Below are 25,176 nucleotides of genomic sequence, written 5' to 3' on the forward strand. Positions count from 1 at the left end.
CATCCATGCGCCACTCATCCCTGCGGCAGCTTGCCGCGCTCGTAAGCTGGTGGCTCCTGTCGATTGCGGCAGCACCCGCGCACGCGGAACTCCCGCCTATCGGTACGCCGGGTTGCCCGCCGAACAGCAGCTGCGCGCCGGGCACACCGCCGGGCACGCCGCCCAGCGCGCCCGGCACCTGCGGCCCGGGCCCCGGCGGCGCGACCTGCGGTACAGGCGGCCCGGCCTCGACCGGCAGCGCAACCGGCATCAATGTCGGCGCCGGCAACCCGATCAACATCATCAACGGCAACAAGTACCAGCGCGAAGTCGACATGGCGCCACTGCCCGGTACCCTCGGCCTGGAGATCGTCCGTCACTACAACAGCTCGCTCAGCCGGCCGGGGTCATCGACCAACCTGGTGGGACGCGGCTGGAAGCTGTCGTATGAGACGGCGCTGTACGTAACGGGCCGCACGCTGCAGGTGGTCCAGGCCGACGGCAGCCGCATCATCTTCAACCGCGACCCGCGCGACCCCAGCCTGTGCGCCAGCGCCGATCCGGCCAACGGCACCATCAGCATCGTCAAGACGCGGCGAGGCGACGAATACCTGTGGCGCTGGACCAATGGCCGCCAGCTCAGCTTCGATAGCAAGGGCAAACTGGTGCAGATCCTGGCGCCGGGCGGCCAGTTCGTCAGCCTGCGCTACGACCCGGCCGGCCTGCTGACCCGGGTAACCGATCCGCAAGGCCGCAGCCTCGAACTGCGCTATCCAGGCAAGGAGCAGGCACGCTCCCGCGACGCCTTCCGCGGCGTGCAAAGCATCGCCAGCCCGGTCGGGCGCTTCACTTACCACTACGGCAGCCCCACACCCGCTGACGCCACCATCGACAAGCGCCTGCTGCTGGCGAACCTGGTCAAGGTGGACATGCCAAGCGGCGCCCGCACCTACCATTACGAACAGGCGGATCAACCAACGCTGCTCACCGGGATCAGCGAACTGGCCAACGACAGCCAGGGCAAGCCGGCGTGGCAACGCATCGCCACCTATGCCTATGACGGCAACGGCAAGGCGAATCTCTCCGTGCGCGGCTGGCCGGCCCGGCTGGCGCGCGGCGCCGACGGCAAGCCGCTGCAGCCCGCGCGCCTGGTGGACGGAACAGGCATCGGCCAGGTGACGCTCGACTACGAAGCCGGCCAGACGGTCGTGGCCAACAGCACCGGCCGCAAGACCTTTTACCGCCATGCGATCCTGGCAGGCGAGTATCGCCTGCTCGAAGTGCGCGGCGCCGGCTGCTCGGGCTGCGGCGAAGCCAATGTGCGCTACGACTACGACGACCTGGGGCGGCTGCAGACGACGACGCGCCTGTCGGCCGACGGCGCGCCCTTGTCAGGCGAGCGCCAGGAATACGACCGGCGTGGACGCCTCGCGGAGGTCAGCGACATCGCCTATGCACGCGGCAAGGCGCTGCCCGCGCGCCTGAAACTGGGCTACGAATACGAAGGCGACAGCGCTTATCCGGCACGCATCCTGCGCCCCAGCGTGGTGCCGGGACGCCTGTATGTGACCTCCTTCAAATACGCGGAAAACCCCGCGCTCGCCGGCTTGCCGGTCGAGGTCGGCGAGCAGGGCTACATGCCGACGCTGGAAGGAACCGGATCGGCCGGCACGATCGAACGCACCATGCGCTACCGCTACGACCATTACGGCCAGCGTGTCGAGATCGACGGGCCGCTGCCGAACGCCCCCTCAAAACCCGGTCCGGCCAACAGCGACATCACCTTGACCCGTTACGATGACCGGACCAAGCTGCCGGTGCGTACCGAAATGCCCGGCGGCGGCGTGAGCGAAATCCTGGAACGCGATGCGGCCCTGCGCCCGACCGCGACGCGCTTTACCGATGGCGCCGGCGTTCATGTGGTGCGCGCGCGGTATAACTGGCGTGGGCAACCCGAGGAATTGCGCGTCGAGGGAACGCCGGCGGACGGCGGCCCCGCGCTGTCGCAAACCATACGCTACATCTATGATCTCAACGGCAAGCTCATGGGGGTTACGTCGCCAGATGGACAGGTCACCCGCTTCGCCTACGATGCGGCTGGGCGCATGACGCGTAAGCTGCTGGCCGATGGCAGCAGCATGGCGGCGATCCATGACACGGAAGGACGACGCACATCCGCGGCCCTCTTCGACAGCAAGAACCACCGCACAGGTGCCACGCAGTTCCGCGTCGACGAAGCCGGCCGCGTGGCAGGCATGGCTGACGATCTCGGTATGGTGGCGCAGGCGGCCTTTACTCCCGCGGGTGCCGTTGCCAGGATCACCAACGCACTCGGCATCACGACCCGGTTCGACTACGACGACACCGGCGTGCTTGCGGGCCAGACCAGCGCTCCCGACACGCCGGACGCTGCATCGATCGGCTTTGCCTACGATGCGCATGGCCGGCGAATTCAGCTGACCGATGCCAACGGCGTGACGACCTTGCGCCGCTTCGACGACTTTGGCCGTCCCGTGATGGAAGTGAATCCCGATCGCGGCGTTACCCTGTATTTCCACGACGCCGCCGGCCGCATGCTCGTGCGTTCCGATGGACGCGGCACCGATACCCGTTACCGCTACGACTTGCAGAATCACCTGATAGCGGTGGGCACCTCCGCCATGCCGGAATTGACCCGCTTTCGCTACGCCGGTCCGCATCTGGTCGAGATCCTGGCGACACGCGACGGCAAGCAAGAACACGCTACCGAACGTACCAGCTACCGCTACGATGCGCTGGGCCAGGTACTCGAAGAAAAACGCTGGTTTACGCGGGTGGACGCCAAGGGCGCCGGACCAGGCCTGAGCTTCGTCACCACCAACACCTACGATGAGAACGGTCGCCTGAGCACGCGGATACTGCCGGACGGACACCGGCTGGAGTACAGGTATGCCGCGGCGGGCGGTGGCCTGGCGGGGATCCTGTTCGACGATGAACCTGTCGTGTCAGGCATTCGCCATGGTGCCGCGGGCGCGGTCGCCGGATTCACGAGGAGCAATGGCGTCAACGAGCTGATCGAACGCGACCTGCGCGGCCGGATCACGGCGGTGCGGGCGAGTGGGTCGCCGGCGCCCGCGCGCGGCTGGCTTGAGCGGCTGCGCGTCTGGTTCGGCGGCAAGGCAAAGTCGGGTGCGCGTACCATTTATGCGCAAGGCAATCACTACGATGCGGCCGGGCGCTTGACAAAGATCGGCCGCGAACTCGGCCAGGCCGGCGCCCTGGCTTCGCGCCCCGTTGTGGAAAGCTATGGCTACGACGTAATCGGCCGGCTCACGCAGGTGCAGGCAAGCGATGGTCCGCATATCCGCTACGCCTACGACAAGGGCGGCAACCGTACGCTCGAAACGCGCACACCCATGCCCGCACTGGCAAAAATTTCCTCCAATGCCTCGCCCAACAGCGGTACACGCAGTTATCTATACGCATCAGGCACCAACCGGCTGATCGGTCTCACGCACACGGCGCCGGACGCCGCTACCGGCAGCAACGCAAACCATGCAGTCGATCTGACGGACAGCCGCTTCGACAGCGCCTGGCTGTACCGCGCGGGCGGGGCCCCGTTCGCACGCATCGGGTTCGCGGCGCCCAGATCCGCGGCAGCCGCCCCACAGCAGGGCCCGGACAGCCGGCACATCGTCTACGACGGCGCCAATCGCGCGCTCGCCGTCTACGACGCCAACGGCCGTCCGGTCGCCGCGTATGCGTACAATGCCCAGGGTGAGCGTTTCGCCAAGACGGTGTTCACACATGCGCAACCCGTAAACGGACCGGTCCGAACCGTCGTGGCCGACGCGGGCAAAGGCACGACAACCTATAGCCTGTACCGCGACCGGCGCCTGGCGGCCGAAGCCGATGGCGAAGGCCGGATTGTCGCCCACTACATCTACCTCGACGGCAAGCCCGTGGCCAGGATCGACATGACGCAGGATCACAGCCTGACCGGACGGCTATGGCAAGCCATCCGCGCCGTCGGCGCTACGCCAGGCCAGCAGCCCCCTGCCTCGGCCAGCGTCGCGACGATTCATGCGATTCACACCGACCACCTGGGCACGCCGCAGGCAGTAACGGATGAACACGGGGACATCGTCTGGCAAGCCCGTATCTCGCCGTTCGGCCAGGCGACGGTCGCGCATGCCAGCCTGTCTGTCGCCACTGGCAGGGCGTTCGAAATGAGGCTGCGCCTGCCCGGACAGGTGTTTGACGCTGAGACCGGCCTCAGCCAGAACTATTTCCGAGACTACGATCCGGAGCTGGGACGTTATACGACGCCTGATCCGATGGGCCTGGAGGGCGGCCTGAATCCTTATCTGTACGCCGATGCGGACCCGCTCTCCAAGGCGGATCCCCTGGGGCTGTATTCGGTCGATGTGCACTACTACATGACCTTGTTCCTGGCACGCGTTGCCGGTGTCGACCTGCAAACCGCGTTGACAATGGCGCAGGCGACCCAGCACATCGACGAAAATCCCGACACTTGGCCCCTGGATGCAGACCACCCAATTGAAAGCAACAATCCGCTCACCAGCGACGCCAGGAACAAGTTGTCGAAATACCATTTCACCACTTCCAGCGAGGACTGGTATAACCCTTTCGATTACGATCCTTCCCGCACATTCGCCGAACAAGCGTATTTCCTGGCGTTCGGCACTGAAGCGCAAAGCTATATCGAGAGACGCTACAAGAACCCGACCAATCCTCAACTGACCAGGTTGATGAATGCCTCGACGAATGCGCCCACGCCCTGTGCGCGAGCCCAGTTTTTTGGCGAATTCCTGCATGCGTTCGAAGATTCGTTTACGCACCGTAACCAAACCAACGAGCCCATACGGCTGAATGCGAATACCGGCCATTTGGCGTGGGGCCACAGCCCGGACCTGACGTACAACCACGTCGTCACTTTTTCTCCCTTCGTGGCTTCGATAGGAACCTGGAACCAGAACGAAGCGCGCACCTACCAGATGGAATACGAGGTCTTTGTCAAAATGCGCGAGTTCGGCGGAACCACTGGCAAGAACATGCATACAGGCCAGCCGATCCGCTTCAGGGATATCGCGGATTTCCTGCAAGACTGGAATAAAATCCATGACGAAGGAGCCAAGATCAGTGCGCTCCGCGCCAAGCTCGACAGCTTTGGCCTGGGCCCCTTGCCTACCTTCGACAACGTATGCGCCACCGTCAAGCGCCAGGCCTATCTGGGTGGATTAAATCAAAGCAGTTACGACGGCACCATATTGCCAAGCCAAACGGCGACGCAAGCGCAGGTTGCCGCTGCGTGCAGATAGCGGACCGCGAGACGCGAAACGCCAACGTCATACACCACCTGAACAAACAGCAAACGATGCAAGCAACCCCCAAGACCTTGTTGATTTCAATGCCGGTTGGAGTGATTTTCCCGCTCTACCTGTTTGTAGCGTATATCGCAATCCCTGCCGGCGCCCACCCCTCGAGCCACGACAACGTCGGCAATGAACTCGTCGGGGCGGTATTTTTCAGCTACATGTCATTTATGTCATCATTGTCAATCTATGCCGTGCCAACGATGTACACCTTATATGCCTATGTGGCACTGGCAAGGCTGAGGCGCGTTGGCCTGATCCTGTTTGCACTGCATTACGGATTTGCAGCCCTGGTCGCAGTTCCGTCATACCTGAAAAGCATTCCGGGCCTGCTTGACGTGACAAAGCGGCAGATGGGTATGCTGGCCGAGCGGCCGGGGACAATACTGTTCTGCTTCGGGCCATTTATTATTGCCAACATCTGGTATGTGGCACGCCTGTTGAGGAATAATGAATAACGACCGCTATTACGTATTCTTTTCCGCTGTTCTGGCAAGCCTTCCCTGCCTGGCGGGCGACACCCTCCGCCTGCCCACGCTTCAAGAAGGGGAATGGACCATGTCCACCGTCGCCGTTACCAGCGACGGCCAGACTTTCAGGACGCCTGAATCGGCCATTGCCTGCATTCAGCCGACACGCAACATGCAACGCGACCTGGCGCAGTTCGAGAAACGCGGCTGTAAGACGGTGCCGGTTTCATCTGCCGACACCGAAGTGCGCTTCACGGTGAGCTGCCCGGCAAGACGCGGTATCGAGGAAATGAACGTGACACTTATCGTTCCGAATCCCTACAGCTACCGCCAGTTTATCGTCTCGCCACTCGGCACCAATGAACTGAAGGGGCGCCGACTGGGCCCGTGCAAGGCGGAAGTGAAGCAGCACTTCGATCGTCATCTCGACGACTAATTCGCCATGCAAAGAATTGCCCGTTATTCGACGGTGGCCCTGCTCGCCCTCGCCAGATCCTTGACGCAAGCACAGACCTTGCAGCTGACGACCGACATTCCCGCATGCCGTACTTTTCCTGGGTCACGAAGCGGCAGACGGGGATGCGTACCGACCGGCCCGGGACAATGCTGTTCTGCTTCAGGCCATTCATTATTGCCAACATATGCTTATCCAAGATATTGTTGGCTCTGCTTACCGCAGGCTCTGCCTCAGCTAATGTCGGCGCTGTAGAAAATGCGCTAGTTATCAACGGAAGGCAACTGACGATGGCAAAGCCAGTCAAGTGTATAGGCTCGCATCGTTCAGGAAAGGAACTGGCTAAATATCTGATTCAATATGACGCTACTCATGATCCGAAGGAAAACAGTACGGACGAAACGCCGTGGGCACCAAACGAAATTCAGGCGATTAAAAAGGGGCTCGTTGAAGATGGTTTTCATTACCCGGATGGTCAGGACAGCGTCGTGACCTGGATGGATTTTGACGGCGACGGCATCTGTGACTTTACTGCTTCTGCTGGCATCGGAGGGATGAAGTCAGTTGACCGCATGTTCCTGTTCCGTGGCCTGCCAAGAGGGGAGTTTCGCCTGGTAGATGCGTATCGTAACTACATGGAGGGAAGCACTGTTGTGGTGCCTTATATTCCGCTCACGGTATCTGGCGAAAATCGGCCCGTCTTGGCAAGCCAAGACACCATGATGCAATGGCAGAATAAGCTCAAGGAGTTCGCTACGTGTGAGTCGATCAAGTACGGACTGCAGGTATCGGAGCATCGCGCTGCGGCGTCAGTTTTAGTGAGGCTGTGTCCGCAAGCGTGGAATATATACGACTGGGCTGCGAAGCAGTTGCCAAATCAGAACGAGATACCCTACTGAAATAGCAAAAAGGAAGCCGGTGTGCACGTGAGATTTTCAAGTTGCTGTCATCCGCAACAACCACTTCATCTTCAAAGGCCCGGCCGGGAAGGCGCCAGCGGCGATCCGATCGATCGATTCGCACAACGTGCAGTTGGAAGGAAATACCTTTGAAGGTTTCAGTCAGGTTGTGGAACAGACGGGCAAGAGCTCGTATAGCAACAAGAAATAAAGAAATGTGCTGCAGTCGTTGAAGCGGCACGGCGATACCATCACGCTCACTCTTCCATGACGGAGCCAGCAATGAAAGCAGATCGCATGCGCAGGCGAATCCTGTACACGATTGGATTGGCAGGTGTGCCTGCGTTGGACACATGTGGCGCACTGTCTGTCGACATCCGGGAGAGGCCGGCAGACAAGGCGACCGGGTTCGGCACACTCAGGCTCGACGCCAATCCCGAAAAAACCTTTGTCGTCATTTATGACGACAAAGGCCGGCAATTCGCCGGCGCGGCGCGGCTCAATAAACACGTCGTCGTGAACGACCATGGCGGGTCACGCGCCATACCGCGCTCGATCCGGGCAACGTGGCGCACTGGCCGGCCTTACCTCACCAGGCAGGGCACCTGGACGGGCGGCACCGTCATGGGCGAGTACACCGCTACGGTCGCGGACCGCATTCCGACCGAAGTCTTCGACTACATGCGCCGTCACGGCGGCTCGCTGCGCCTGAAGCTCCGGGTGGTGGACGGCGCCGTGCTGGTGGCCTGGGATGTCGAGAAATACGTCCCCGTCGAAGGCTGGAAGCCGGGCGACGGCGACAGCGGCTTTCACTACGCCATGGTCGGCGGCGACTTCCGCGAGGACAAGGTTTACAACGGCAAGATCGTGGAGCCAGGCTGGGAACGGAAACCGCCGGCGGCGTCAGGTACGCGCCAGGAAAGCGAATAACACTGGTGAAAATTAATAAAGCGCGGCCGCACATTTTTCACCTGCTTGGCCTGTTCAGCCTTTGCCTGCCGAGTGCATGTGCGGTGCCCGCTTCCGGCACTGGTCAGGAGCCCGGCCAGCATCCCGGGTTCGGCACGCTCAGGCTGGATGCGAACCCCGAAAAAACAGCCGTCACGATCTACGACGAAAAGGGAGCGCGATTGGCTGCGGCGGCAGTGCTCAGCAAGAAAGTAAGCGGAACGATCAGCACCGGCTCACGCGCCATTCCGCGATCCATCCGGGCCACCTGGCGCACCGGCGAGTACCGTCTTGCAGACGACGGCACCTGGACCGGAGGCGGTGTCATGGGCGACTACACTGCGACGGTCGCCGAACGCATCCCACACGAAGTCTTCGACTACATGCGCCAGCACGGCGGTTCGCTGCGCCTGAAGCTCCGTGTCGTGGATGGCGCCGTGCTGGTCGGCTGGGATGTCGAGAAATATGTCCCGGTCGAAGGCTGGAAGCCGGGCGACGGCGACAGCGGCTTTCACCACTACATGGCCGGCGGCGACTTCCGCGAGGACAAGGTTTTCAACGGCAAGATCGTGGAGCCAGGCTGGGAACGGATACCGCCAGCGGCGTCAGGGTCACGCAAGGGGAGCGAATGACACGGGTAAAAATGCGGCCGCACATTGTTCACTTGCTTGCCCTGCTCAGCTTTTCCCTGCTGATCGGCATCGACGTCCAGGCAGCCCCTGTCCCGGACGACCTGGTCCTGGCCGACGCGACAGCCTGCAGGAAGCCACACCTGTCGCCACCGCCGCCTGTCAAGGAGAGTTACGAACGCTACAAGTTCCAGAGGCGCTACATCGACCTCGATGGCAGCGGCGCCTGCGTGCTGATGGATTTCTGGGTCGAGCGGCTGAGCGGTAGCGATTCGCCCGGCATGCGCACGCTCAATCACCGATTCCTGCGCGCCGTCGGCAAAAGATGGGTGCCTTTCAATCCCAGTTTGCGACTTCCGCCCTTCCTGCTCCGTTCGCCTGGCACTGGGGAGGCTTACCTCGTCGTCGCTCCCGATAAGGACATCGATATGATCGCCGGCGCGATCAGCCCAGAGGCTTATGTGCGCGGCGGATGGCTGGCCGATGACCCCACCAGCATGTACAGCTACTCGCTGCTGCCGGTCAGCGAAGGAAAAAGCCGCATCTTCCGCGCGCTCGCCGCCCAGCTGGCGCAAGGTACACCGGCGGACGAGCAGACGTCAGCAGAGCGTCACCGCATCCGTTCCCTGCTCTTCGAAGCTGCCGAGCTGGACGAGCGTATCCCGCCGCCGCCTCACCACTGAATATACTATTCACCATGCAAAAACTACATCGTTATTCCGCAGCGGCCCTGCTCGTCCTGGCGAGCGCCCTTGCACAAGGCGAGGCCCTGCAATTGACGACCGACGTGCCGGCATGCCGTCCTTTTCCCGGACCCGTCCTGCCAGAAAAATACGTGAGGCTGGCGAAAACCCAGAAGGGATATGCCTGGTTGGCAAACATAAAACCTGGCGACGATAGCGTCAGCGGCAAGGGCGGAGAACGTGCAGACGGATCCGAGATGTACAGCTGGCTCCATTTCTACCGTACCGATATCGACAACGATGGCTACTGCGACTGGTATCTCAATGCCAGCGCACCAATGTCGACAGGGGGCGATCGCGATTCCATCAACACGATCTATCTCGGCCGCAAGAACGGCTGGCTACGGATTGGCGCAGCGGTACCAGGCAACCGGCCAGACGAACTTGGCTTTGGCAAGACGATGGAGGAACAAGAGCGATACTTGTTTGGCGAGGATATTTCTGTCATCCACAACGCGGCCAGCAACACCAACTATTTCATCACGGCGTTCTATAGCCGCCACGTCAGCTACCCATCCATGCCGGGCTATCGGATCATGGTATGGGATGCCAACAAGCGCAACCTGCGCCTGCTGGACAAATGGGAACCCGGATCCAGGGCCGCCGGCGTGTATGCTTTTTTCAGGCAGCATGGCGCCCGCAGGCCGGCAATGAAAGCGGATAAGCCGAGCGACACCCTGGAGCAGTTCGATTCTGATACCGAAGCGCAAGAGATCTCGGAGGCATGTGACTCGACGGAGACGCCGCGCACGCAATCCGAAGGCGGCTTCCTGTCCCGGCACCTGCTGGCGCGCTGCAAACGCTAACCAGGCGAACGCTTGTCGACCAGTCGCACGCCGAGCTCGCCTGCAGGAAACAGGTTCAGCGGTGCAACTGAATTTTGTTGCATCTTGTATAATCTATTCCTCCTCGAGATATTTCCCCACTGGCAATAATCATTTCAATGCGAACCCGGACCCGCTTCCTGTTGCTTGTGCTGTCCGTACTGGTTCCCTCCTTTATCGCAGCGGCACTGGCAGTCGCCTACGTCTATCACGACGCACAGAAGGCCCAGAACCGCAGCATGGCGGAAACCTCGCGCGCCCTGGCAATGCTGGTGGCCAACGAACTGGAGAAGAAGGAAGAAGTACTGCGTGCGCTGGCGGCTTCCCCGGCCGTGGCAGGAGGGCGCATGCTCAACTTTTACGAACATGCCAGGACGGTCGTGCCGCCGCCAAACGCGACCGTCGTCCTGTTCGACCTCGAGTCGCGCCAGCTGTTCAACACGCGTCGTCCTTTCGGCAGCGTCCTCCCGACAAGCACCGCTTCGAACGTGGCAGCCTTGCGCAAGCAATACGGCCCCACGCGCGCCGTTGTGTCCGATCTGTTCATTGGAAGCGTCGCAAAGCGGCTTGATTTCGCGATCCAGGTCCCCGTCACGATCGACAATTCGGTGCGCTACATGCTGGCCATGGGCGTCGGCGCCGACACCATGCAGACGCTGCTCATGCGCCAGCACCTGCCTGCGGACTGGCTGGCCACCGTGGTCGATCGGAACGGGGTCGTCGTCGCCCGTACCCGTCACCCCGAGCGCTTCGTCGGCAAGCCGATGCTGGCGGCATCGCGCCGCTTGATCGGGGACGCCCGCGAAATCGTCTACGAATCACGCACACTCGATGACGTGCAGTCGCGCGTGTTTGTCAGCACGGTGCCGGGGGCGGAGTGGAAGGTGCTGCTCAGCCTGCCCGTGGACACGCTGCGCGAAGCGCCGCGCCGCGCCGCCGCCTTGCTCGGCGCGCTGATCGCGCTCTTGCTCCTGCTGGGGCTGGCCGCCGCACATCGCTTCGCCAACCGCGCCATTGCACCAATCGAAGCCCTAGGGCGCAGCGCCAAGGCGCTCGGCGACGGGGCCGAGGTGGCCTATGCCCCCGCCGGCTGGGCCGAGCTCGACAGCGTGGCGCATCACCTGGCCGACGCCAGCACGCGCATCCGCCACAGCCAGACCGAGATGGAAGCGCGCGTGGCCGCGGCGATTGCCGCCACCGAACGGGCCCAGAGCGCGCTCTTGAAGAACCAGAAGCTCGAAGCACTGGGACGCCTGACCGGCGGCATCGCCCACGAATACAACAACCTGCTGCAGACCTTGACCACGGCGCTCCAGCTGGCCGCGTTTTCCACGCGCGAGGAAAAGGTCAAGAGCCTGATCCAGACCTGCCAGCGCACGGTGGCGCGCGCGACCACCCTTACCGGCCAGCTCGGCTCCTTCGGCCGCCTGCAGGAAGCGCGCGTCACGACGGTGGAGGTCTGCGATCAGCTGCGTAGCGCCGTGCAGCTGATGAAGGGCTCGCTGCGCGGCGACGTCGCGGTCGAGGTGCATTGCGACGAAGACGTGTGGCCGGTCACGCTGGAGCCGCTGCAGTTCGACGTCGCCCTGCTGAACCTGGCGCTGAACGCGCGCGACGCCATGCCCACGGGCGGCTCGTTGCGCCTGGAAGCGCGCAACGTCGCCATCGACGGCGCCGACGGTCACTTGGCGCGCGGCGACTACGTGCTGGTAAGCATGATCGACAGCGGCAGCGGCATGAAGCCGGACGTCATGGCGCGCGCCCTCGATCCCTTCTTCACGACCAAGCCGCCAGGCCAGGGTACGGGCCTGGGCCTGCCGCAAGCCTATGCTTTTGCGGTGCAGGCCGGCGGCACGCTCATCCTCGACAGCATTCCCGGCATCGGCACGCGCGTCGACCTGTACCTTGCGCGCGCCCAGGCCGCCGTCGCGGCGGCGCCGGGGCTCGACGCCGACACGCCGTTGGTGCAAGGCAGCGGCACCGTCCTGTTCGTGGAAGACGACGCCCTGGTGCGCGAAGCGGTCATGCGCGCGCTGCAGGAAAGCGGCTTCGAGGTGCTGGTCGCGGAAGACGGGGAAGCGGCGCTGCGCCTGCTGGAGGACGGCGCACGCCGGCCGGATATCGTGTTTTCCGACGTCGTCATGCCCGGCTCGGTCAGCGGTATCGACCTGGCCCACATCCTGCGCCAGCGCTATCCCGGCCTGCCGGTAATCCTGGCGACGGGTTATACCGAACAGCAGATTTCCGTGCCCGGTGTGCAGGTGCTGGCCAAGCCGTATGCGATCGAGCGCCTGGTGGCGGTACTGTCGAAAGCGGTGGGCGGCGTCTCGTCGGTTTGACCTTGCATCGCTAATCGCCCGCGCATGCGTGTTCCAGGCGGAGAGAATCATTGCCGAAAAGCAGCGTCAGCTGAGGATATTCTGAGCCATGGACAACATTCATTGCGGGCCAGAACGAAGGCTGCGTTAAATGGACTGGGGCATGTCGTTTCGGGCCAACTCAACAGTAAATACTGCAGTTAATGTGCTTCACGAAGACAAATTTCTGCCTATAATAATTTCGCTTTGTTAAGACAGTCGCTGGCGTCATTCGTTTTCTTCACCGACAGGCCGAAACAAGGCACATTAAAATAACTTTTGGGGAATAAAAATGACGACTGGCACTGTTAAGTGGTTCAACGATGCAAAAGGTTTTGGTTTCATCACGCCTGACGGCGGCGGTGAAGACCTGTTCGCGCACTTCTCGGCAATCAACGCACCGGGCTTCAAGTCCCTGGCTGAGAATCAGCGCGTGAGCTTCGAGATCACCACTGGCCCGAAGGGCAAACAGGCTGCCAACATCCAGCCGCAGTGATGTTCGGACTGCGCGGCCGCTTCGGTGGCTGACGTGACCTGATCAATAAAAAAGCGCCCTTCGCAGGCTGTGTAAATAGTCTGCGTCGAAGGTAAACCAACAAAGCCTCCCGAGGTCAAACTCGGGAGGCTTTGTTCATTCCGGGGGGGGGGCAGATGGCACATCGAAGAGGTGAAAGCAGGACACAGGCGGCGTTGTTTCCCGTCATGCTCGATGATCTGGTAGGGCCCGATGCGCTGGTACGGGTTATCGACGCCTGGATCGGGCGCCTGAATCTGACGGCGCTGGGCTTTTCGAAGACCCAGGCACAGCGCATGGGCCGTCCACCCTATGATCCGGCTGATCTGCTCAAGCTGTACGTATGCGGTTACCTCAATGGTGTGCGCTCGTCCCGTGCTCTGGAACGAGAGTGCCATCGCAACGTCGAAGTGATGTGGCTTCTTGGCCGACTGGCCCCGGATCACAAGACTATCGCAGAATTCCGGCGCGAGAACAGTGCCGGCCTGGTCGCCGTGTCGGCCTCTTTCGTCCAGTTCGCACGCCAGGCACGACTCATCCAGGGAGAGTTGGTTGCGATCGATGGCAGCAAGATTCGTGCAGTAGCATCGAAGAAAGCCCTGGCCCGCAAGGTCGATTTGCAACGCACGCAGCAGGCCATTGCCGAGGAGATCGCCGGCTACCTGTCGCGGCTGGACAATACAGACCAGGACGAGCTCGGTGAGACAACGGACCGCAAGGCTGTGCAGGCTGCCTTGACGCGACTGCAGCAGCGACAAACGGAAATCCACGGCGAGATCGACCGGATGGACGGCAGCGAGTCGACGCTGTCGGTGCAGGGTGAACCGCAGGCACGGGCCATGAAATCGTTGCACGGGGCTCCCGGCTACAACCTTCAAACGGCGGTTGACGCCCACAGCCATCTGATCGTGCATCACGAAGTGTGCAACGACACATCCGACATCAAGCAACTCGCTCCGATGGCGCAGGCAACAACACAGGTGCTGGACGCTGTTCCCGCAGTGGTAGCCGATGCCGGCTACGCTAACGCAGACCACTTGCAATTGCTGGACCAGGCTGGCCAAAAGGCATTCGTCGCTACGCTCGAGAGCGGCAATCCCCGGGGCAAAGGACAATACTACCGCCTCGAGACCTTCAGTTACGACCGCGAGCGCGACTGCTATGTATGCCCAGCCAACGAACTCTTGCAGCGCAGACAGGTCTTGCGCAAGGAGAAAACCGTGGTGTACGCAGCCCCGGCCGAACGCTGCAGGGTCTGTATCCTCAAGCCGCAGTGCACTGGCGCCAAGCAGCGCTTTGTATCGCGGTTACTCAATGCTGATGCCGTCGAGGCCAATGCACGCCGTGTCGCACAGCAACCGGAAATGATGAAGCTGCGCCGCCGAACCGTCGAACACCCATTTGGCACCATCAAACACGAAATCCTGCGCAACGCGCGCCTGTTGATGCGAGGTCTGAGCGGCGCTAAAGGCGAACTGAGCCTGGCGGTGCTTGCATATAACCTGAAACGCGTGACCAACTGGAAGGGCGCTGGTTGGACCCTGGCTGCCATCAGGGCCTGAGGGCTTTTACGTCTCCCCAAAAAAACAATGCCCCGCAAGACGCGGGGCATTGTTTTTTACTGCTCGTCACTCTGCAGACTATCTACACAGCCTGTGGAGAGCGTTTTAAGAGGCCGAGTGTCGCCGGCGTGCTGCCCGTTTTGCGTTTTTACACAGCCTGTTCGGGGCGCTTTTTTTATTTGTTTAATCGACGTTCGTGGCGCTGTTGCGTGAGACCTTATTGGGTGGTTGAATCCGCGTGGGCACGGGGTGCCCACCCTACCAATTCGGGTTTCGTATGATCTCGCCGATAACGGTACCCGTATCTATGGACTCCACCCGTTTTGCAAGAAGAAGATTGAATTTCTGCCGTTAGGAAGAGTTGCGTGTATCTATTCGGCCTGTTCGGTGAGCGCTCTTCGTGCTCTGGCCCTGATGTGATACGCGCGTCGGGATCCATATAGGGTGCCGGCCTTGAGGGCCGTTACGGTTCTCGGATTCGCCCGACGCCGGTCCGACCTGTTGGCATCATTCGTTCTTCATCATCGCAAACTTGGCGGTATTGCTCCTTCTATTCGTTCGGTATTTCAGACCGGTCTGGTCGTGATGTTCGACCAGACCGGAACATAGCTTCGACCATGTGCCAACAGTGCCCAGATCACCCTGGCCATTTTGTTGGCCAATGCAACTGCGGCCACATTGAAACTTCGACGCTCGGCGACTTTCCTGGCCCAGCAAAGTTGGCGATCAGGCTTGTTAGCCGCGCTGCGCAGCGCACTACGCGCGCCATGGATTAAGAACGTTCGTAGGTGACTGTCGCCCTTGCACGTGATGCCATACAGGCGCTGCTTTCCTCCGCTGCTGTGCTCGCGTGGCACCAACCCCAGGTTCGCTGCAAAATCGCGGCCGCTACGGAAGTGGTGCGGGTCAGCCACGCTGGCAATCACTGCCGTCGCGATAATCGGACCGACGCCCGGTATCTCCATCAGTTTTTGAGCCGTCTCCGCTTTGGCTGCCTGGTTCAACCTGCGTTCGTACGCCAGGATCCGTTGCTCCTTGTCGTCGAGTTGTTCCTTCAGTTCCCGAAACGTCGTCAGCGCCGAGCCGGACAGGCCGTTCTCGGGATCGGCCAGCCAAGCCATGAGCCCATCGCGGAACCTGGCAACACCCTTTGCAAATACCTGGCCGTACTCGCCGGCGAAGGCGCGAAGGCGGTTGATCAACGCGACACGCTCCGTCATCAGCGCACTGCGCGCACGGTGCAGCATCTGCAAATCCTGCTGGGCCGGGGTATTGATCGGGACGTACTTGGTCGAGCTACGCGATCGGGCTTCAGCAATTGCAGCAGCGTCGTTGGTGTCATTCTTGTTGCCAGTCACGAAGGCCCGGGTGTGCTGGGCAGCGATCAGCTTGACGTCGTGTCCCAGCGCGATCAGTTCCCGGGCCCAATAGTGGGAACCTGCGCATGCTTCGATACCGACTGCCATCGGCGGCAACTCCCTGAACGCCCGCAGCACCTCGCTGCGTTTCCACTTGCGCTGCCAGATCCGTTTGCCGTTACGGTCCTGCGCCACCGCGACAAATACGTCCTTGGCGATATCCAAGCCAGCTACTTTTGCGTTAGCATTCACAGTGACTCCCCCTCTTGTCTTTGCTTGCCAGCCCAATCTGGCACGCTTGGCACAATGATGCCGTTAGCAGGAGGGTGGAGTCCATCACATTAGGGTGGGCACTCCGTGTCCACGCGGATTGCACGCACCGATAACAGCGCGCCTGCAGGCCCCGCGGCGTTAATGACTATGGCCGCTTCCGCAAACACCACCACGCACCAATGCACCCGGCAACACCGTACCCGTCTCGCGCCCGCTATCGCCTGCAAAGCCGGCCGCTTGCAGCCGATTCATATAATCCAGCCACAGCGCCTGCTGCTCGCTACCGAGCTTGTAGAGATAATCCCAGGTAAAGATGCCGCTCTCGTGGCCGTCGGTAAACAGCGGCTTGACCGCATAATTACCGACCGGCTCGACACCCTTGATGCCGACTTCGCGTTTTCCCACTTGCAGGGTTTCCTGGCCCGGGCCGTGGCCCTTCACTTCGGCCGAGGGCGAGTACACGCGCATCAGTTCGAAAGGGATCGAGAAGGCGCTGCCGTCATCGAAAGCGATGTCCAGCAGGCGGGACTTCTGGTGAACGGTCAGTTCGGTCGGAATCGGCATGGTGACTCTTTATCCTTGGTTCATGCGCCGCGCGATGGCGTCGGCGAGTTGCGGCAGCAGCGCCCGGCGCGCTTCGAGCACGCCAGCCTGCGTTTCGCGCACCGCGCCGGCCCACACGGGCGACGGGAAGTGCGCGTCGTCAGTGTAGCGCGGGATGACGTGCCAGTGCAGGTGCGGCACGACATTGCCCAGGCTGGCGACGTTGATCTTATCGGGCAGCATCGTCTCGCGCACGGCCTGCTCGACCTGGTACACGGCCTCGTTCAGCAGCAGACGGTCTTCCTGGTCCAGGTCGCTCATCTCGCGCACGTGGTCGCGCCAGATGACGCGGCAGAAGCCGGGGTAATTCGCCTCGTCGGCGAAGATGACCGAGAACTTTTCGTTCGCGTGCACCGTCGACGCGGCGAACTGGCACAGCTCGCAACCCTGGACGATCGTCATACCAGCACCCGCTCGATGCCGCCGTTATTGGCGCGCGCCACGTAATCCGGCAGCCAGTTCTCGCCCAGCAGGTGCTTCGCGATCTCGACGACGATGTAGTCGCTCGTCGTGTTGGCGTCGCCGTCGTAGCGCGACAGGCCCTGCAGGCAGGACGGGCAGCTGGTCAGGATCTTGACGTCGCCCTTGAAGCCGTCTTCGCGCAGTTTCGCCGCGCCCTTCTCCATCTCGCTCTCCTTGCGGTAGCGGACCTGGGTCGCGATGTCCGGACGCGTCACGGCGAAGGTGCCCGACTCGCCGCAGCAGCGGTCGTTCTTTTCGATCTTGACGTTGTCGATGGTCGAAACCAGGGCGTTGACGGTCTTGATCGAATCCTGCATCTTCATCGGCGTGTGGCAAGGGTCGTGGTACATGTAGCGCGTGCCTTCGACGCCCTCCAGCTTCACGCCCTTTTCCAACAGGTATTCATGGATGTCCATGATGCGGCAGCCCGGGAAGATCTTGTCGAACTCGTAGGTCGCGAGCTGGTCGTAGCAGGTGCCGCAGGAGACCAGCACCGTCTTGATGTCGAGGTAGTTCAGGGTGTTCGCCATGCGGTGGAACAGCACGCGGTTATCCGTCATCATCTTGTCGGCCTTGTCGTACTGGCCGGCGCCGCGTTGCGGATAGCCGCAGCACAGGTAACCCGGCGGCAGCACGGTCTGCACGCCCACTTCCCACAGCATGGCCTGGGTCGCGAGACCGACTTGCGAGAACAGGCGCTCGGAACCGCAGCCAGGGAAGTAGAACACCGCTTCGCTGTCGGCGTTGGTCGCCTTCGGATTGCGGATGATCGGGATGACCTTGTCGTCCTCGATATCGAGCAGCGCGCGCGCCGTCTTCTTCGGCAGGTTCCCCGGCATCTTCTTGTTGATGAAGTGGATCACCTGCTCGCGCACCGGCGCCTTGCCGGTGGTCGGCGGCGGCGCGGCGGTCTGGTCTTTCGCGAATTTGCGCAGCAGCTGGTTGCCCAGGCGCTGGGCTTTGAAACCGACGCCGACCATCGCCTTGCGCGTGGCGTTGATGGTGGTCGGATCGGTCGCGTTCAGGAAGAACATGGCCGCGCGATTGGCCGGCTTGAAGCTGCGCTTGTCCATCTTGCGCAGCAGATTACGCATGTTCATCGAGACGTCGCCGAAGTCGATGTCCACCGGGCAGGGCGTGAGGCATTTGTGGCACACGGTGCAGTGGTCGGCGACGTCCTCGAATTCTTCCCAGTGACGGATCGAGACGCCGCGGCGGGTCTGCTCTTCGTACAGGAAGGCTTCGATCAGGGCCGAGGTGGCGAGGATCTTGTCGCGCGGCGAATACAGCAGGTTCGCCTGCGGCACGTGGGTCGTGCAGACAGGTTTGCACTTACCGCAGCGCAGGCAGTCCTTGATGCTGTTGGCGATCTCGCCGATATCGCTTTGCTGCATGATCAACGACTCGTGGCCCATCAGGCCGAAGGACGGCGTGTAGGCGTTGCGCAGGTCGGCGTGCGCGCCTTCCAGGTTCAGCAGCTTGCCCTTGTTGAAGCGCCCTTCCGGATCGACGCGCAGCTTGTAGTCGCGGAATTCCTGGATCTCTTCGTCCTTCAGGAATTCCAGTTTTGTGATGCCGATGCCGTGTTCGCCCGAGATCACGCCGTCCAGCGAACGCGCCAGCTTCATGATGCGCTCGACCGCTTTATGGGCGTCCTGCAGCATCGCGTAGTCGTCCGAGTTTACCGGCAGGTTGGTGTGGACGTTGCCGTCGCCGGCATGCATGTGCAGCGCCACGAAGACGCGCGAGCGCAATACCCGTTTGTGGATCGCGGTCGTCTCGTCGAGGATGCATTTATAGGCCGCGCCGTTGAAGATCTGGCGCAGCGGCGCGCGCAGGTCCTGTTTCCAGGAGACGCGCAGCATGTGGTCCTGCACCACGTCGAAGAGAAGCGCGTCGGGCTGGTTGCCGATGCGCAGATCGAATGCGCTCGACAGATGGCCCAGGCCCAGTTCATCGAGCTTGTGATGGACGTCGACCAGCTTCTGGTCGAGGTTCGCCAGCACATAGGTCCAGCGCGCCTGCACGGCGTCGACCAGGGCCACGGCGGCTTCCTGCCGGTCGCCCATGATCTCGTCGCGTGCGACGCTGTCGCTGTTGCCGGCGTCGTCGCTCTTTTCCAGCGGCAGGTGGCCGCCCGAGAGATAGGTGCGCAGTTCGCCGGCCAGCTGCAGTTTATTTTTGATCGACAGCTCGACGTTGATGCGCTCGATGCCGTCGGTGTATTCGCCCATCCGGTTCAGTGGAATGACGACGTCTTCGTTAATCTTGAAGGCGTTGGTATGGCGCGCGATGGCCGCGGTGCGGGCACGGTCGAGCCAGAATTTTTTACGCGCTTCCGCGCTGACGGCCACAAAACCTTCGCCGACGCGCGTGTTCGCAATCCGCACCACTTCGGAGGCGGCGATGGCGACGGCGTTCTCGTCGTCGCCGACGATGTCGCCGAACAGCGCCATTTTAGGCAGCGTGCCGCGCTTCGATTTGGTGGCGTAACCCACGGCGCGCAGGTAGCGCTCGTCCAGGTGTTCCAATCCCGCCAGGCGCAGGCTTTCGAACTCGGGCTTGCCGCTCTTCGGCAGGCCGTCGAGGTAATCCTTGATCTCGACGATCGATGGAATCGCGTCGCGCGCCTGGCCGAAGAATTCCAGCGCCACGGTGCGCGTAAACTTCGGCATCTTGTGCAGGATCCAGCGGCCGGACGTGATCAAGCCGTCGGTGCCCTCTTTCTGGATGCCCGGCAGGCCGGAGAGGAATTTGTCGGTGACGTCCTTGCCAAGTCCCTCCTTGCGGAATTTTTTGCCCTCGATGGTCAGCGTCTCGGTGCGGAACGGCGCGCCCTTCGGCGCACCTTTCGTGGCCGGATGCGTCCATTCGAGTTTGAACACAGCCGTCGGCGCATCGTGGATCTTCGACAGATTGTGGTCGATGCGCGTGACTTCCAGCCAGTCGCCGTTCGGGTCGACCATGCGCCAGGAGGCCAGGTTGTCGAGCGCGGTACCCCACAACACGGCCTTCTTGCCGCCTGCGTTCATGGCGATGTTCCCGCCGATGCAGGAGGCGTGCGCCGAGGTCGGGTCGACCGCGAACACGAAGCCGGCCTGCTCTGCCGCCTGCGAGACGCGCTGGGTGACGACGCCGGCGCCGGTGTGGATGGTCGCGTAGTCGCGGTCCAGGCCCGGCAGGCGCGTCATTTCGACTTCGCCCATGCCGATCAGCTTTTCGGTATTGATCACGGCCGACATGGCGGTCAGCGGAATCGCGCCGCCGGTGTAGCCGGTGCCGCCGCCGCGCGGGATGATGGTCAGCCCGAGTTCGATGCAGCCTTTCACAAGGCCTGCCATCTCCTCTTCGCTGTCCGGCACCAGCACCAGGAAGGGGTATTCGACGCGCCAGTCGGTGGCGTCGGTCACGTGCGAGACGCGGTGCATGCCGTCGAAGCGGATGTTGCGTTTATCCGTGTAGGCGCCCAGCACGGCGCGCGCCTTTTTGCGCAGGTCGTACATCTCGCGGAACTCGCGGCCGAAGTCGTCGACGGCCTGGGTGGCGGCAGCGAGCAGCTGTTCGACCGCGCTGCTGCGCGCGGCGACCGTGGCCTCGTCGCCGGCATCAAGGGTGTCGACCGTCATCCGGCGTTTGTCCACTTCGGCCAGGCGGTGATGCAGCGCGTCGATCAGCTTCTGGCGCCGCTTCGGGTTGTCCAGCATGTCGTCCTGCAGGTAGGGGTTGCGCCGTACCACCCAGATGTCGCCCAGCACCTCGTAGAGCATGCGTGCGGAGCGCCCGGTCTGGCGCGCACCGCGCAGCTGGTCGAGCAGTTCCCACGAGGATTCGCCGAGCAGGCGGATCACGATTTCGCGGTCAGAGAACGAGGTGTAGTTATAGGGGATTTCGCGCAGGCGCGCCGGTGCGTTATCGGCGAGCAGGGTCTGGATGTGTACTGGGGCGTTCATGGATGATCGACGTTTGGACTGGCCCGAAGGACAACCATTCTAGCTTATTGCGCCGCACAACGCTGGGGCGGACGAATTCGCAAACGGCCCACTAAGCAACAAAATTTGCAGTGGAGCCTGTCTATGCAAATTACGTTTGCATAAAACGGCCTGCAGGCACAGAAAATCTGCCTGCAGCCGATCCCATCCAAATCGAATGACGCGCCAGGCTCAGCCGGTGATGCGCGTGATCATCTCGCCCAGGTTACGCCAGAAATCGTCCGGTACATACAGCAGCACCAGGGTCATGGTGAGATAGCGCCCGAACTTCCCGATCATCATGTAGCCCACGCTGGGCCAGAACGGCAAATGCAGCCAGCCGGCCAGCGTGCAGAGCGGGTCGCCGATGCCCGGCAGCCAGGACAGCAGCATGGTCTTGGCGCCGTATTTGGCGAGCCAGCCGAACCAGCGGCTCTGGCGCTCTTTGGCAAACGCGATCTTTGCGCGGTAGCCGAGCAGGTAGTCGACCGCGCCGCCGAGCGTGTTGCCGATGGTGGCGACGATGATCGCCGGCCAGAACATGGCCGGGTTGGCCTTGATGACGGCGAACACGGCCGGCTCGGAGCCGAGCGGGACCAGGGTGGCGGAGACGAAGGCGATGACGAAGACTGAGGTGAGCCCGACTGTGGGGGCGGCGAGAACCTTGAGCAGCCAGAGAACAGCGGTTTCGATCATCGGTGAAGGTTCGAGAGGAGAAGGCGTCCATTATAATGAGGAAAACACATCGCCCCGACACGATACGATGAGCTTGCAACCCAGGCTCCTTCGTATGCACTGCAGCCCGGTCATCCGCCAAGGTTTACAGTCTCACGTCACAGGAACCAGGACACTGGCCACACACCCTCCTCTCTTGATCATGACCACCGACTACCTGAAGAAAATCCTGACCGCCCGCGTCTACGACGTCGCCCAGGAAACGCCGCTCGAACTGGCGCCGACCCTCTCGCATCGCTTCGGCAACCGCATCTATTTCAAGCGCGAAGACATGCAGAGCGTGTTCAGTTTCAAGCTGCGCGGCGCCTACAACAAGATGGCGCACTTGTCCGCCGAAGCCCTGAACCGCGGCGTGATCTGCGCCTCGGCCGGCAATCACGCGCAAGGCGTGGCGCTGTCGGCCGCGCGCCTGGGCTGCCGCGCCCTGATCGTGATGCCGACCACGACCCCGCAACTTAAAATCGATGCGGTCAAGGCGCGCGGCGGCATCGCGGTGGAGGTCGTGCTGCATGGCGACTCGTACACCGACGCCTACAACCACGCGATCACCCTCGAGCGCGACCAGAAGCTCACCTTCGTGCACCCCTTCGACGATCCCGACGTGATCGCCGGCCAGGGCACGATCGGCATGGAGATCCTGCGCCAGCACTCGGGCCCGATCCACGCGATCTTCATCGCCATCGGCGGCGGTGGCCTGATCGCCGGTATCGGCGCCTATGTGAAAGCGGTGCGGCCGGATATCCGCATCATCGGCGTGCAGTCGATCGACTCGGACGCGATGGCCAGGAGCCTGAAGGCCGGCGAACGCGTCACGCTGCCGGACGTCGGCCTGTTCTCGGACGGCACCGCCGTGCGCCTGGTGGGTGAAGAGACCTTCCGTGTGGCCCAGCAAGTGGTCGACGAGATCATCCTGGTCGACACCGATGCGATCTGCGCGGCGATCCAGGACGTGTTCCAGGACACGCGCAGCATCCTTGAGCCAGCCGGCGCGCTGGCCATCGCCGGCGCCAAGGCCTATGTGGAGCGCTCGCAGATGAACCGCCAGCCGGTCAAGAACGAGACCCTGGTGGCCGTGGCCTGCGGCGCCAACATGAATTTCGACCGCCTGCGTTTTGTCGCCGAGCGCGCCGAACTGGGCGAAGCGCGCGAAGCCGTGTTCGCGGTGACGATACCCGAGCAGCGCGGCAGCTTCAAACGTTTCTGTTCGCTGGTCGGCGCGCGCAATGTCACCGAATTCAACTACCGCATCAGCGACGCGCGCGAGGCGCACGTGTTCGTCGGCGTGCAGGTGGGCAGCCGCGGCGAGTCGGGCCTGCTGGCCCACACCTTCGAGCAGCACGATTTCCGCACGCTCGATCTGACCCACGACGAACTGGCCAAGCTGCACATCCGCCACCTGGTCGGCGGCAAGAGCGCGCTGGCGCAGGATGAGCTGCTGTACCGTTTCGAATTCCCCGAGCGCCCGGGCGCCCTGATGCGCTTCCTCGACAGCATGGCGCCGAACTGGAATATCTCGCTGTTCCATTACCGGAATCAGGGCGGGGACGTGGGGCGCATTTTAGTCGGCTTGCAGGTGCCGGCGGGCGAGATGGATGCCTTCCGCGAGTTTTTGGCGACGCTGGGGTACCGGTATTGGGATGAGACGGCGAATCCGGTTTATAAGCTGTTCTTGTAATCTGGTTGGTGAGGACGTGCGTTGAACGCGTGGGCGGCGTTCAAGCCGCGTTTGATCGTATTGCCGGGTGGAGCCGCCCACGCGTTCAACCAGCCCCGGAAACCTCGCGACAATCCCCCAAGCGGACCGAGCGCGCACACCCCTGCGGAAAGGTGTACGATACGCCGCTTTGCCGCCGCCGGCCCGGCATTCATAGCGATCAAGAGATCCTGTCGCGCAGCGCCGGCGCTTTGAGACGAGATTATGAACAATACCCCCGATCAATCGCCACTGGGCAAATCCTCGGCCTACCAGACCGAGTACGCACCCGAGTTGCTGTTCCCGATTCCGCGCCAGCAAAAGCGCGACGAGTTGGCCATCACCGGCACGCTCCCCTTCTTCGGCATGGACATCTGGAACGCCTACGAATTGTCGTGGCTGAACATGCGCGGCAAGCCGCAAGTGGCGATCGCCACCATCAGCGCGCCGGCCGATTCGCCCAACATCGTCGAGTCGAAGTCGTTCAAGCTCTACTTGAACTCCTTCAACCAGACGCGCGTCGCTGGAATCGAGGCCTTGCAGTCGCTGCTGCGCGAGGACTTGTCGAACGCGTTCGGCGCGCCGGTCCACATCACGATCGTTGAGCCAGAAAATTTCGGCAAGCTGAAAATGGGCGAACTCGAAGGCCGCTCGCTCGACCGCCTGGACATTGAAGTCGACGATTATTCGCCGGCGCCGCACCTGCTCACCGCCAACTTCAATGAAGCGCCGGTTGAGGAAACGCTGATGTCGAACCTGCTGAAGTCGAATTGCCTGGTGACTGGCCAGCCGGACTGGGGCAGCGTGCAGATCGAGTACGTGGGCCCGCAGATCGAGCAGGAAGGCCTGCTGCGCTACCTGATCGGCTTCCGCGAGCACAACGAATTCCACGAGCAATGTGTCGAGCGCATCTTCATCGACATCCTGCGACAGTGCAAGCCGAGCAAGCTCGCGGTCTACGCGCGCTATACCCGGCGCGGCGGGCTCGACATCAATCCATGGCGTGCGAATTTCAGCACCGGGCGTCCGCACAACCTGCGCGGCGCGCGTCAGTAAATTCGCCGCCCTGGGCTGTACCTTTCCAGCCACAGAAACTGACGGAAAAACAACAGTGAACCCATGCTGCAGAGCTGCATGAATTTTAGGCAAAGACGGGGAAAGCACGGAAAACATGGCCTCCCTCCCCCGTTTCGTTTAGGGCGCATTGATTTTCGTTACAGAAATTGCGCGAACTCTTGTGGAAGCGCAAACAGCGCTCACGACACTGCTGGCTAGGGCTCGAAATGTGGCGATGACAAGCGTAGGATTTTCGACGCGAATCGAATTACAG

General features: G+C 62.2%; 18 protein-coding genes. 13 read left to right on the forward strand and 5 right to left on the reverse strand.

The window, feature by feature from the left end:
- Nucleotides 1-5 precede the first annotated feature (5 nt).
- From NMB41_RS22170 to NMB41_RS22220, 11 genes are all read left to right on the forward strand, one after another.
- Nucleotides 6-5,300, forward strand: a complete 5,295-nt coding sequence (locus NMB41_RS22170) for a DUF6765 family protein (protein ID WP_494379937.1) — start codon at nucleotides 6-8, stop codon at nucleotides 5,298-5,300.
- A gap of 56 nt (nucleotides 5,301-5,356) precedes the next feature.
- Nucleotides 5,357-5,812 carry a hypothetical protein gene (locus NMB41_RS22175; RefSeq protein ID WP_494379938.1) on the forward strand — a complete coding sequence of 152 codons (456 nt, stop codon included), beginning with the start codon at nucleotides 5,357-5,359 and terminating at the stop codon, nucleotides 5,810-5,812.
- A complete protein-coding gene (locus NMB41_RS22180; RefSeq protein WP_494379939.1) occupies nucleotides 5,805-6,260 on the forward strand; it encodes a DUF3617 domain-containing protein in 456 nt (151 codons plus the stop codon). Before NMB41_RS22175 ends, NMB41_RS22180 begins: the two co-directional genes overlap by 8 nt.
- A 143-nt stretch (nucleotides 6,261-6,403) precedes the next feature.
- Nucleotides 6,404-7,177 (forward strand): hypothetical protein, encoded by a 774-nt coding sequence (locus NMB41_RS22185; protein ID WP_494379940.1) that lies wholly within the window; start codon nucleotides 6,404-6,406, stop codon nucleotides 7,175-7,177.
- A 297-nt stretch (nucleotides 7,178-7,474) separates the two neighbouring features.
- Complete coding sequence (locus tag NMB41_RS22190; protein WP_494379941.1) at nucleotides 7,475-8,107, forward strand: hypothetical protein; 633 nt, start codon at nucleotides 7,475-7,477, stop codon at nucleotides 8,105-8,107.
- A 5-nt stretch (nucleotides 8,108-8,112) separates the two neighbouring features.
- Nucleotides 8,113-8,757: a hypothetical protein gene (locus NMB41_RS22195; RefSeq protein WP_494379942.1), complete on the forward strand. Its 645-nt coding sequence runs from the start codon at nucleotides 8,113-8,115 to the stop codon at nucleotides 8,755-8,757.
- Nucleotides 8,754-9,437: a hypothetical protein gene (locus NMB41_RS22200; protein ID WP_494379943.1), complete on the forward strand. Its 684-nt coding sequence runs from the start codon at nucleotides 8,754-8,756 to the stop codon at nucleotides 9,435-9,437. The genes NMB41_RS22195 and NMB41_RS22200 overlap by 4 nt, the downstream gene beginning before the upstream one ends.
- A gap of 14 nt (nucleotides 9,438-9,451) precedes the next feature.
- A complete protein-coding gene (locus NMB41_RS22205) occupies nucleotides 9,452-10,303 on the forward strand; it encodes a hypothetical protein (RefSeq protein WP_494379944.1) in 852 nt (283 codons plus the stop codon).
- A 137-nt stretch (nucleotides 10,304-10,440) separates the two neighbouring features.
- Nucleotides 10,441-12,660: a hybrid sensor histidine kinase/response regulator gene (locus NMB41_RS22210; RefSeq protein ID WP_494379945.1), complete on the forward strand. Its 2,220-nt coding sequence runs from the start codon at nucleotides 10,441-10,443 to the stop codon at nucleotides 12,658-12,660.
- 310 nt (nucleotides 12,661-12,970) lie between these two features.
- On the forward strand, nucleotides 12,971-13,174 hold the full coding sequence (locus NMB41_RS22215) for a cold-shock protein (protein ID WP_435760705.1): 204 nt from the start codon (nucleotides 12,971-12,973) through the stop codon (nucleotides 13,172-13,174).
- A gap of 206 nt (nucleotides 13,175-13,380) precedes the next feature.
- Complete coding sequence (locus NMB41_RS22220) at nucleotides 13,381-14,754, forward strand: IS1182 family transposase (protein WP_494378564.1); 1,374 nt, start codon at nucleotides 13,381-13,383, stop codon at nucleotides 14,752-14,754.
- 566 nt (nucleotides 14,755-15,320) lie between these two features.
- Here the strand turns inward: NMB41_RS22220 and NMB41_RS22225 are convergent.
- The 5 genes from NMB41_RS22225 to NMB41_RS22245 all read right to left on the reverse strand — a co-directional run bounded on the left by NMB41_RS22225 (nucleotide 15,321) and on the right by NMB41_RS22245 (nucleotide 22,114).
- Complete coding sequence (locus NMB41_RS22225; RefSeq protein WP_494379946.1) at nucleotides 15,321-16,337, reverse strand: IS110 family RNA-guided transposase; 1,017 nt, start codon at nucleotides 16,335-16,337, stop codon at nucleotides 15,321-15,323.
- Between the two features lie 186 nt (nucleotides 16,338-16,523).
- Nucleotides 16,524-16,949 (reverse strand): gamma-butyrobetaine hydroxylase family protein, encoded by a 426-nt coding sequence (locus NMB41_RS22230; RefSeq protein ID WP_494379947.1) that lies wholly within the window; start codon nucleotides 16,947-16,949, stop codon nucleotides 16,524-16,526.
- Between the two features lie 9 nt (nucleotides 16,950-16,958).
- The gene (locus NMB41_RS22235) at nucleotides 16,959-17,390 is read right to left on the reverse strand and encodes an HIT family protein (RefSeq protein WP_494379948.1); all 432 of its coding nucleotides are present in this window, start codon (nucleotides 17,388-17,390) and stop codon (nucleotides 16,959-16,961) included.
- Nucleotides 17,387-21,400, reverse strand: coding sequence for a DUF3683 domain-containing protein (locus NMB41_RS22240; RefSeq protein WP_494379949.1), 4,014 nt, complete (start codon nucleotides 21,398-21,400; stop codon nucleotides 17,387-17,389). Before NMB41_RS22240 ends, NMB41_RS22235 begins: the two co-directional genes overlap by 4 nt.
- A 210-nt stretch (nucleotides 21,401-21,610) precedes the next feature.
- Nucleotides 21,611-22,114 (reverse strand): YqaA family protein, encoded by a 504-nt coding sequence (locus tag NMB41_RS22245; protein ID WP_494379950.1) that lies wholly within the window; start codon nucleotides 22,112-22,114, stop codon nucleotides 21,611-21,613.
- A 181-nt stretch (nucleotides 22,115-22,295) separates the two neighbouring features.
- Between NMB41_RS22245 and ilvA the strand changes: the two genes are divergently transcribed.
- Nucleotides 22,296-23,828 (forward strand): threonine ammonia-lyase, biosynthetic, encoded by a 1,533-nt coding sequence (ilvA, locus tag NMB41_RS22250; protein WP_494379951.1) that lies wholly within the window; start codon nucleotides 22,296-22,298, stop codon nucleotides 23,826-23,828.
- A gap of 243 nt (nucleotides 23,829-24,071) precedes the next feature.
- Complete coding sequence (gene queF, locus NMB41_RS22255) at nucleotides 24,072-24,902, forward strand: NADPH-dependent 7-cyano-7-deazaguanine reductase QueF (RefSeq protein WP_494379952.1); 831 nt, start codon at nucleotides 24,072-24,074, stop codon at nucleotides 24,900-24,902.
- Nucleotides 24,903-25,176: the final 274 nt, after the last annotated feature.

The sequence above is a fragment of the Massilia sp. FBCC-B171 genome, from assembly GCF_059134155.1.